Origin of the sequence: Gracilibacillus dipsosauri (assembly GCF_003176895.1) — a bacterium.
Taxonomy (GTDB): domain Bacteria; phylum Bacillota; class Bacilli; order Bacillales; family Amphibacillaceae; genus Gracilibacillus; species Gracilibacillus dipsosauri.
In genome coordinates this window covers 1-11093 of record NZ_QGTD01000018.1, presented here as the reverse complement: position 1 = coordinate 11093, position 11093 = coordinate 1, and the positions used below count along the sequence as shown (strand labels likewise).

The 11093-nt window shown below is 39.4% G+C and carries 11 protein-coding genes; all 11 read right to left on the bottom strand.

The genetic code is table 11. The features are described from left to right. Positions 1–319 precede the first annotated feature (319 nt). Positions 320–3391 carry an efflux RND transporter permease subunit gene (locus DLJ74_RS16235; RefSeq protein ID WP_109985233.1) on the bottom strand — a complete coding sequence of 1024 codons (3072 nt, stop codon included), beginning with the start codon at positions 3389–3391 and terminating at the stop codon, positions 320–322. Between the two features lie 2 nt (positions 3392–3393). Beyond that, the gene (locus DLJ74_RS16230) at positions 3394–4251 is read right to left on the bottom strand and encodes an efflux RND transporter periplasmic adaptor subunit (RefSeq protein ID WP_109985232.1); all 858 of its coding nucleotides are present in this window, start codon (positions 4249–4251) and stop codon (positions 3394–3396) included. A 24-nt stretch (positions 4252–4275) separates the two neighbouring features. Beyond that, positions 4276–5136: a TetR/AcrR family transcriptional regulator gene (locus DLJ74_RS16225; RefSeq protein WP_054861575.1), complete on the bottom strand. Its 861-nt coding sequence runs from the start codon at positions 5134–5136 to the stop codon at positions 4276–4278. 187 nt (positions 5137–5323) lie between these two features. Continuing rightward, on the bottom strand, positions 5324–5653 hold the full coding sequence (locus DLJ74_RS16220; RefSeq protein WP_054787631.1) for a hypothetical protein: 330 nt from the start codon (positions 5651–5653) through the stop codon (positions 5324–5326). A 179-nt stretch (positions 5654–5832) separates the two neighbouring features. Then, positions 5833–6249 (bottom strand): 3-hydroxyacyl-ACP dehydratase FabZ, encoded by a 417-nt coding sequence (gene fabZ, locus DLJ74_RS16215; protein WP_109985231.1) that lies wholly within the window; start codon positions 6247–6249, stop codon positions 5833–5835. A gap of 75 nt (positions 6250–6324) precedes the next feature. Further along, positions 6325–6708 (bottom strand): DNA-directed RNA polymerase subunit beta, encoded by a 384-nt coding sequence (locus DLJ74_RS16210; protein WP_054861574.1) that lies wholly within the window; start codon positions 6706–6708, stop codon positions 6325–6327. Positions 6709–6757: 49 nt separating this feature from the next. Beyond that, a complete protein-coding gene (locus DLJ74_RS16205) occupies positions 6758–7582 on the bottom strand; it encodes a flagellar hook-basal body protein (protein WP_109985230.1) in 825 nt (274 codons plus the stop codon). Between the two features lie 21 nt (positions 7583–7603). Next, the gene (locus DLJ74_RS16200) at positions 7604–8428 is read right to left on the bottom strand and encodes a flagellar hook-basal body protein (RefSeq protein WP_109985229.1); all 825 of its coding nucleotides are present in this window, start codon (positions 8426–8428) and stop codon (positions 7604–7606) included. 20 nt (positions 8429–8448) lie between these two features. Then, positions 8449–9447 carry a rod shape-determining protein gene (gene mreB / locus DLJ74_RS16195; protein ID WP_109985228.1) on the bottom strand — a complete coding sequence of 333 codons (999 nt, stop codon included), beginning with the start codon at positions 9445–9447 and terminating at the stop codon, positions 8449–8451. A 315-nt stretch (positions 9448–9762) separates the two neighbouring features. Then, a complete protein-coding gene (spoIIID, locus tag DLJ74_RS16190; RefSeq protein ID WP_054787628.1) occupies positions 9763–10059 on the bottom strand; it encodes a sporulation transcriptional regulator SpoIIID in 297 nt (98 codons plus the stop codon). Positions 10060–10872: 813 nt separating this feature from the next. After that, a partial coding sequence (locus DLJ74_RS20520) for a hypothetical protein (RefSeq protein WP_181397620.1) occupies positions 10873–11093 on the bottom strand: 221 nt, incomplete at its 5' end.

The window sequence follows — 11093 nt, the reverse complement described above, 5'->3', positions numbered from 1 at the left end:
ACCTTATAAACTTCATTTCAAACGAGATCTCAAGTAAAAATAACCTTTATCGCCTCTGTAAACTGCAGTTCAACCAGCAGTTCACACCGAAATGACTGTTATCTACCTTATAAACTTCATTTCAAACGAGATCTCAAGTAAAAATAACCTTCATCGCCTCTGTAAACTGCAGTTCAACCAGCAGTTCACACCGAAATGACTGTTATTACCATTATAAACCTCATTTCAAGCGAGAATCCATGATGAAATCACTTTTATATAACGTTCATTTCCACATAAAAACGAGATCTCTCATCAAAAATGGGAGATCTCGCTTCCTTTATGCTTCTTTTTTAAACCAACCTTTGATTCGCTCTGATAGGTTATCAAAATAAGTGTAGATGACTGGTATGAGCACAAGGGTAAATAAACTGGATACGGATAGACCAAAGATGACGGTAATAGCCATTGGCTGTTGCGTTTCGGCGCCTTCTCCGTAACCTAAGGCTAGTGGGACCATGGCTAGTACGGTCGTTAGGGTTGTCATTAAAATTGGTCTTAGCCTTGATTTTCCTGCTTCCATAATCGCTTCGTGACGGTCGACTCCTCGACTGCGTAGGATATTGATGTAATCTACTAGCACGATCGCATTGTTGACGACGATACCTGCTAGCATGATGATCCCAATAAAGGCGGTGATCGATAGTGGCTGTCCGGTAATAAATAGTCCACCGAGGACACCGACAACGGTTGCTGGCATCGAGAACATGATAATTAATGGATATAGAAAGTTCTCGAATTGCACGGCCATTACGGCATATACAAGGAAGATCGATAAAATTAACGCAACGGCTAAATCGCTAAATGCTTCGACCATATCCTCTGCTTGGCCTCCAATGGAGTAGGAATATTCATCACTCGGGAAATGGAAGCTATCTAGTACTTCCTCAATATCCTGCATGACACTACCTAAATCCCTATCTACAATATCGGAGGAAATGTTTACCTGGCGTTGCTGATTTTGTCTTGTAATGGTTGCGGCACTTTGTACTTGTTCAAAATCAGCAATCGTTAGTAACGGTATTTGTGTGCCTTGTTGGTTTTGGATATATAAATTTTCCAAATCATTGATGGTGGAACGTTCATCTTCTGGGAAAATGAGACTAACATTCATTTCGTCTCCACCCTCCCGGTATTGCATCACCGTTTGACCAGTGAAGCCAACCTGAATCTGGTTCATTACCTCTTGATAGGTAAGGCCATATTCCGCTGCTAGCTCTCGATCAATATGGATATTCATTTCTGGTTGTGTATCGGCAATAGAGGATGATGGGATGTACACACCTTCCACATCTTCTATAGCTGTTATTACCTGATCGGACAGCTCCATTAGCACATCATTTTCTGGACCTGAAAGCTGGATTTGAATAGGATCAGAAGAGCTTAAACCACCTGAGCTCATCTCACCAACCGTGATCTCCGCACCTGCTATTGACGAAAGCTCTTCGTCTAGCTCTTGTACAACCGCTGTTGTTGTTGTCGATCTTTCTTCTTGTGGCACGAGTTGGATCGTGAAGGAGCCTTCAGAACCTCCTGACATAACAGCAGAGCTTGCATCCCCGCTTCCAACGGTTACATAGCTGACATCGATGATATCCTTATAATCTTCTAATTTGTCATTCACTTTACCGACAACTTCTAGTGTTTTATCCTCTGAAGTACCAGTTGGTGTTTCTACCGTAATGCTGATTTGCCCTTGATCCCCTTCTGGTATAAACGCTGTGCCGATAAAAGGAATTAACGCGATGCTTCCAATAATTGCTACAATCGTGACAGCAATGGTCGTCTTTCGAAGCTTCAACGCTTTTGCCAGTACCTTCGCATAACCATTCGTTACACGGTTAAGGATGCGATCAAACCAGTATCTTCTACCATGATCCTTCATCGCTTTGGATAAAAGTTTAGAAGATAGCATTGGTACTAAGGTAACGGCAACCACTAAGGACGCGAGTAAAGAAAAGGAGATCGTGATTGCTAATGGTGTAAACAATTCCGATGCGATTCCTTCAACGAACACGATTGGTAAGAATACGACCAATGTTGTGGTAGTTGACGCGATAACGGCTGGTGCTAGCTCGGATGCCCCTTTAATCGCAGACTCTTTCAAGGAATACCCCTGCTGCCTGTAGGAATAAATATTTTCCAGTATAACAATCGAGCTATCGACCATCATCCCAATACCTAATGCCAAACCACCCATTGTCAGGATGTTTAACGTTTCTCCAGTAAAATAAAGTAAGACAAAGGTAGAGACAATAGCAATTGGAATCGATACACCGATGACGATTGTTGCACGAACACTTCGCAAAAACAGTAATAACACAAATAATGCGAAGATTCCACCAAAGATCATATTTTGGATAACCGAATTAATCGATTGTTTGATGAACTCTGATGTATCGACAACGACTTCTAATTCGACATCATTTGGTAAATCTTCTTTTAAGTCGGCGACTGCATCGATAATATTGTTGGATACGTCGACTGAATTTCCATCTGATTGTTTTAGAATGCTTAAAACAACTGCTTCTTCATTGTTTACTAATGTTGTGCCATTTTTCTTAAAGGTATCCTGAACATCCGCTACATCCTGTACGCGAATCTTCGTCCCTTGAGGTGTTTGTATAATTGTATTGGCGATATCATCTACGGACTCAAAGCTTCCTTCTACTCTTAGCTGAAGGTCTTTATCGCCTTTTTGTATCGATCCCGCGGAGGTGGATTGATTAGCTCCGGCTAGTGCTTGTTGAATCAATTGTGAGCTGACACCATATTGATTCATTGCTGCTCGGTCTAGAACAAGGTCAATCTTTCGTTCTTGTCCTCCTTCAATTTCTACTGATGCCACGCCACCTTGACGTTCGAAATATGGTTGAATCTTATCCTCAGCAAGTTCTTGTAATTTAGCTGTATCACTTCCTGTTAAGCCAACCCACATAATTGGAAGTTGATTCGGATTAAATCGTAATACACTCGGGTCATTTGCCCCTTCTGGAAGAGCGCTTTTTACTTGATCGACGCTTTCTCGAACATCAAGCATCGCATTATCCAGATTGGTTCCATTTTCAAACATGATGATCACAAGGGATGCACCTGACTGTGATTGTGATTGAATCGTATTGACTCCTTCGATCGAACTGAGCGCGCCTTCTAAAGGCTCTGAGACAAGCTGTTCTACTTCTTGTGGTGCTGCATCTTGATAGTTTGTCGCTACAACCGCAACAGGTAAATCTATTTCTGGAAATAAATCGATTGCCAAGTTTCGAACAGAGATCACACCGAGCGCAATGATAGCAAGAACAATCATGATTACCCCTACTGGGCGTTTTACTGATGTTTTCACTAATTTCATGATTATTCCTCCCCTATGATACTAATTTTACTACCATCTGCTAATGTTAATTGCCCGCTTGTGATCACCTTATCTCCTTTATTTAACTCCGCCTTCACTGCTGTTAAATCGGATTGTGTGGCTTGTACAGTAACAGCTACTTTTTTAGCTGTATTATCGTTAACGGTATAGACAAAGGTTTCATCATCTGCCTCAACTAGTGCTGCTGTTGGTATTAAAAGCGCATTTTCTACCACGGTTTCTTCGAGGCTTACTATCGCTGTTACTCCGGCATTGTAATGAGTGGTTGCATTATCAAAGGAAAGATCAATCGGAAAAAGTCCTGCCTCATTTGCAGTAGATGCTACATATTCAATCGTTGCTTCATGCTCTTCCTTTTCTGCTGCCTTTAAGGTCACATGCACCGGATTTCCTTCTTCAAAAAGATCAAGCTGCACATCTGGTACTTGTAATTGTACCGTTAATTGCTCTAAATCAACGATCGAGGCAAATGGTTCTTGATTGGATACTAATCCACCTTCTTGTGTTTGAAGACCTGTGATCGTTCCATCCATTGGTGCATCTATTGCGATATTCCCTTGTGGACTTGTTACAAGCGCAAGCCTATCCCCTTCTTCTACTTGGTCTCCATTTTCCACTTCTAGCTCTTCTAACTTACCTGCAACTGTTGGAACAATTGGAGTCGTTTGATTTGGGGTGGTACGACCGTAAAAGGTTCGATCCATTGTCAGATTACCTTGTGTTACCTCTCCTAATTCAACTGGTGTTACCCTTTCTGTTTCTTTCTCTTCCTTATCATCCTCTGAACATGCGACGAGTACCCCCATGACAAGGATGAGCATGAATAATATTCGTTTCATTACATTTGTCCCCTCCCTAAGGTTTTATTTTTGTAAAATGTTTTCGAGCTGTTTTCTCCAAAAATCCAGCTCAGAATACGGCTGAATTTGCTCAAGCATGCTATTTATAATAATGGCTTTAGGCTCTTCTTTTTGAAATTCTTCCTTCATTACGGAGATAACCTCTGATAGGTGTTCTTTCTTTCCTTTTGGAAGCTTCATTTTTTGTAAATACTGTTTTAGTTTTGCTAAAATATTCTCTACATTGGATGACTCACTCGTTAGGTTCAATCCCTCTATTGTACTAGGATCAAATATTGGTTCTGGCTTTTCTACCAAAAGCTGCTTCACTATCGTATCGATTTTTCTTACGGTAGCTTCGGCTAATTGATCAGGATCAAAAACAAAATCATAAATCGCAATCCATTTAAAATAGCCTGCCATGATTCCATCAAAGTTGATGGCGATATCTGCCATATAAGGAACCAATTCTTCTCCATAGATCGATAGCAGGCTTTCTCTCACCCATTCATAGCTCTGCTTATGTACACGAATGATAACATCATCTAATTTATTTCCTAAGTGAATCTTATCGCGAAAATGTACAAGTAAATATTCCTTGTGATCACGAAATAGCTTAAAAATCTCCGCCACTTGATCCTGCATCCTCTGAAAAGGATCATTTGTACCTCTATTTACATGTTGGAGCTTTTCGATAATGACAGCGGTATAATAATCGAATATCGCTACCAATAAATCATCCTTCGAGTCAAAATATAGATAGAACGCCCCCTTCGATACACCACTATTCTGGACAATTTCTTGTATCGATGTTTCGTGAAATCCTTTTTCTGAAAATAACTTCATGCTTTCTTCAATCAATTTATTTCGCTTATCTTCTTGCAAGGATAGGTAACCCCCTCATATAGTACGAATCAAAAAAAATAAAGGTTTCATTTTTTTATAGGAATGACCAGTCAGTCACTGGTTGATCATACCATAATTTGTCGAGACATCGCAATGCATAAAGCTTGAGGGTTTGGCCCGGTTATGGCAATAGAAAAAGCCATTCGTGAATGGCTTTTTCTCGTCGTTATTGTTGATCATCTTGATTTTGCTTATTTTCTTCTTGGTTGTTGCCATTATCCATAGCGTCTTGCATATCTTCCTCTGCTTGATCCAAATCTTCTTCGACATTGTCACCAAGATTTTCGTCACCATTACCATTACCCATGTTATCTTCACCTTGATCTTGATTTGGTGCATCTTGATCTTGGTTCATATCAGGCTCTTCTTCTGTTGGCTGGTTACCTTGGTCTGGTTGTTCTTCTGTTGGCTGCTCTTCATCATTTCCTGCACAGCCGAAAAGAAGTGCAGTGGATAATGCTAAAGTTCCTAAAAGCTTCATATATTTCTTATTCATGAAAGCTCCTCCTTTTAAAATCTTTTCAAAGGTAGCTTAACCAGAATTTTAAAATATTATGCTATTATGTAAAAATTTTTGCAGGGTTTGGTGAAGAGGATAAAAGAATTGCTTTCAAATATGGAATATTCTATGGCATACAAAGGCTCTCGCCAAGTCTTTCTGCGAGAGCCTTTTGTTTATTTTACAGCAAAGGTTATTTCTGCTTCACAAGCTAATTCATCTCCAACCCTTGCTATAGCCTTTCCTTTTCCAATTGGTCCTTTAATACGAATAATTTCTACTTCTAGTGAAAGCTGATCACCAGGCTTCACTTGTCGTTTAAAACGACATTTATCAATTCCAGCTAAGAAACCGATCTTCCCTTTGTTCTCTTCCTTACTTAAAATGGCAGCTCCTCCCACTTGCGCGAGTGCCTCAACAATTAAAACACCAGGCATTACTGGGTAATCAGGAAAATGCCCTTGGAAAAAGGGTTCATTAATCGTTACATTTTTTATTCCTTTGATTTTGCTTTCTGTTTGTTCTGTAATCGCATCTACTAATAAAAAAGGATAGCGATGAGGAATAGTTGCTTTAATTTCTTCTATATCCATAGAGATACTCCTTCCCATAACTGGTTTCTTTCCTTAGTATACCAAAAAAAGAAGCACAGCTCATTGTCTGTGCCATTAAGTTCCTTTTCGGACAAAATCTAAAATATGCTGCCATGTTTCTAATCGCAGAACATCTAATGCCTCTCCATCTCCGACCATACTAAAGCCTACAATCAAACCAATAATTAATGCAAACAAGCTCAGAACAATCGTAATGAGCAATTTTAGCCAGACAGGAATAAGACGGCGTACGTAGCGCTTATTTTGCTTCTTCTCGGCACGTCGTGCTTTGGCTTTTTTTTGCTCTTGTGTTTGCTTAGATTGATTCTGTTTTGACGGATCCTGCTTTTTGCTATTTTTTTGTTTTTTAGCTGCTGGCTTAGTTGATTTTGTTTGCTTAGCTTTAGCTTGGTTGTTGTTATTCTTCTTTTGTTGTTCAGCTTTTTGTTCCTTAGACATAAGAAATGGCTCCTTACTCGAAAAACTTGCGCTTTATCTGATCTTTATTTTAACGTAGTTGGTTAATCAGACCTTTCATTTGATCATGCACCGAAATCGTTCTTGCATTAAACTGATAGGCCCGCTGTGTTTCTATCATGTCGGTCATTTGAATGGACATATTGACATTGGAGCTCTCCAATGCGCCACTTTGAAGGCGGACATTATTCCCTTCTACATCGTTGATGATTTCATTCAGATTGTAATTGGCTAACGTTTCTTCTGAAAGACGAAATAAACTATCACCCGTTCCTTCTAATAATCGTGGACGTACTGCCTCTACAATATTAAGCTGTCCTTCGACTTGCTCCATCCCGTTTCTTGTTACATTGATTCGTCCATTTTCATCTATGGCTACATTATCCATATCATTTGCTAAAATAATCGGGCCAGCTTCTCCTAGCACTGGATAACCGTCAGATGTAACAAGCATCACTTGCTCATTATTAATAGGACTTAAGTAAAAATTCCCGGCTCTTGTGTAACGAATTTCTTCGGTGCCATTTTCCACCACGTTTACTTGAAATAGATGGTTAGCTTCTAATAAAGCTACATCCAATGCCCGTTCTGTTGTCTGAAGAGATCCTTCTTGCAGATTAAGATTTGTATGACCTAGCTTAGCACCTGCTCCAACACGAATACCTTCAGGAGTTAATCTTGCTCCATTATCTGTCGCATCTTCTGTATTAATCTGTTGAGTTAGTAATGCAGAAAAATTAGTCTCTCGACTTTTAAAACCGGTTGTATTTAAATTAGCTAAGTTATTTCCAATCGTATCGAGTTTGTGCTGAAGCTGTGTCATCATTGCTGCAGCTTGAAATGTCATTCTCGTCATGGATTTATTCTCCTTTTTCTATTATCCGAGTCGTGCTATCTCATTCACTGCCTTGTCTAGACTTCGATCATATGCTTGTACAACTTTTTGGTTTGCTTCAAAAGCACGGTATGCCTGCATCATCTCTGTCATCGTTTCCGCTTGGTCTACATTCGAGCCTTCTAGATAACCTTGTTGAACATTAAATTGTAAACCTGCTGTTTCTCTAGCATCAACCAATGCCTCTGCATCTTCCGCTAATTCAAATAAATCCTCTTCATTTTTTACTAATTGATTGGGGTCATTGCTATAGACGACTCCGAGCGGTATATTTTGTTCTCCAATTTGAACAAATCCCTCAGGCGTTACTTCAAATTCTAGTCCATCTGTATTGATCGGATTCCCTGCATTATCTAACACATAATATCCTGCATTCGTAGTTAGGTTCCCTTCACCATCAACGGTAAAGTTACCGTTTCTCGTATAGCGGACATCTCCATCACCATTTTGGATCGTAAAAAAAATCGAGCCATTTTCATCAGGAGTTTCTGTTTGAACTAATGCCATATCTGTTGTCATGTCTGTCTGTTGAAGGGATCCCTGTGTGAAATCAGGAATCGTTTCATGAACATACACTCCTGTATTAATTGCACCGATCTCCAACATTGTTCGAACTTGACTTTGCGATCTTGTCGGTATTTGCTGATTTTCCATACGATGAATCAGTAGCTCTGGAAAAGCTTTTAATGATGCTTGATCCTGTTTATACCCTGGGGTAAGAGCATTCGTCATATTATTGGACAAAACTTCCTGCTTCCGTTGCTGTGCCATCATACCTGTTGCCGCTGTATAAAAACCTCTTAACATTTCCGCTCACCTCTTTGCCTTTAGACGATGGAACGTTCCAATTTATCGATATTGTCTAACATAATGCCTGTTCCTTTTGCTACACATGTCATTGGATCCTCTGCAAGCAAAACAGGTACTTTAAGCTCCTCTGCTAACAGTTGGTCTAAGCCGTGTAATAATGCGCCTCCACCTGTAAGAATGACACCGCGATCGATGATATCTGCTGATAATTCTGGAGGTGTTTTTTCCAGTACGGTTTTCGCACTTTGCACAATAAGCGCAATAGATTCTCGAAGTGCTTCTTCCACTTCACCTGAATAGATGGTGATCGTTCTCGGAAGGCCTGTCACCATATCGCGTCCTCGAATGTCAATTTCTTCATTTCGGGACCCTTCAAAAACTGTCGCAACATTGATTTTAATATCCTCTGCCGTACGCTCACCGATAAGTAATTTATATTTTCTTTTTACATATTGTAAGATTTCGGAATCAAATTTATCGCCAGCCATCTTTACAGATTGTGCTGTTACAATGTCTCCCATTGATAGCACCGCAATATCGGTCGTTCCACCACCAATATCCACTACCATATTACCGCTCGGTTGGAAGATTTCCATCCCTGCTCCGATTGCTGCAATTTTTGGCTCTTCTTCTAAGTAAACCTTTTTTCCACCTGATTTTTCTGCCGCTTCTCTAATTGCTTTCTGTTCGACTTTTGTGATGTTTGTTGGGCAGCAAATTAACATTCTTGGCTTTGATAAAAAGCCTTTGACATCGATTTTATTGATAAAATATTTAAGCATTGATTCGGTTACATCAAAATCAGCAATAACGCCATCTTTTAATGGACGAATCGCTTCAATATTTCCTGGTGTACGCCCTACCATGCGTCTAGCTTCTTCTCCAACTTCTAATACTTTTCCGGTATTACGGTCCATTGCCACAACAGATGGCTCGTCTAAAACAATGCCTTTACCCTTCACATGAATTAAGACATTCGCCGTTCCTAAATCTATTCCAATATCTCTTGAAAACATGAAATCTCGATCCTCCCTAAGATTCTAATTGCTTCGTATCCGTACTGTTATATATGTATCTATATCTTTTTCAATAGTCGAACACAATGCCTCTGATTATATATAATAGCACAAAAATTGAGAAATTGTTACTATTTTTGTTGAAAAAATACAAGATTTGCTTTTATGAGTTTTGGTTGGTGTCGAGAAATGGAAGTTGCTATTTTCATCATCGTATTCAGGCTCTAATGGAAGGTATGTATAGGTTAGAGAGGATCCTCAGTCAGAATTTCCTTTTCCTTGATGGCTTGCGGATTATATAGGTATTTAGAACCATTATGCCTCTGTTTTGGCTAATGGCTTGTGGAGCGATGGGCTATCTTTTTCATATAATTGGTATTTCATTTTCGTTGCTTCGCCTCCTCTTAAGTGACGGATTGCTTTATGATGGTTTAAAATTTCCTTCACTTCATTTGCTAATTCTGGGTGTAATTCTGGTAATCGCTCTGTAAGATCTTTGTGTACGGTGCTCTTGGATACACCAAATTCCTTGGCAATGACCCTTACCGTTTTCTTGGTTTCCACCAGGTATTTTCCAATTTTCAATGTGCGATCCTTAATATAATCATGCACTACACTCGCCTCCCTATGTTGTAAGTCCAAGGTGTGAACAGAGACAAGCTATGGAGTGATCAACATGTATGATAATGAGTTTTAAATTTTTTGGTATCTATTTTATTCATAAGCCAATAATCATTCAGCGAATAAACGTTCTGAGGATAATAGGATGTCTAGACAGAGACGTCCTAGATTCTCACCTTAGACAAGAGATAATGATTTGTACCATTGTATTAGACGAGATCGAGCATTATGACAATATTTTGCCAGTCCGACGGATTATCGGTAATGTGGGTATGTGGTGAATGATGAGTGGTGGTATTATGGGATAGGAGATCTGCAGCATGATTCATTTTTGAAAGTAAATCTGAACAGGCAGCCCAACCAATATCCACCGATTATCCAACACATATTCTTTATAGCGCTTGAAATTGTTTTATTCACATTTTGTATGTTTACTTTTTCTATATTTTACAAACATTGATAATCCAACAATTATGTACATTTCCATCTGCATGTGCATATTACTATTTTACCGACAAACGCTATATTTGCTAAATCAAATACTTACTGTTGGAGACTATGCCTTAGATACGTTTGACAACGGTAAAAAAGCTGTTTTTACTAATGTAATAACTGGAGAAACAGCAACCGTCGAGTTTTCGAGTGATTGGATTCAGGGTACTATTGTAAACATTCCAATTACACTAATTTTCTACATGCGGAAACAACTTATGATAGATTATACCGTTGATTGTAATAAGAATAACATAAATAAAAAGCAAGTGTTTTTCCCGGACACGCTTGTGGTAATGCCTTATTCTTCAGCTAATTCTTGAAAACCGTATGATGTGGATGATTAACCCTGCTGTTTCCAAAATGGGCTTTATTCGATTTATAAGTACCATTTTGAGGACAGACTCTTCCATTTTGGGCTTTAGCCGCTTGATAAGTGCCATTTTGAGGACAGACTCTTCTATTTTGGGCTTTAGCCGCTTGATAAGTGCCATTTTGAGGACAGACTCTTCCATTTTGGGCTTTAGCCGCTT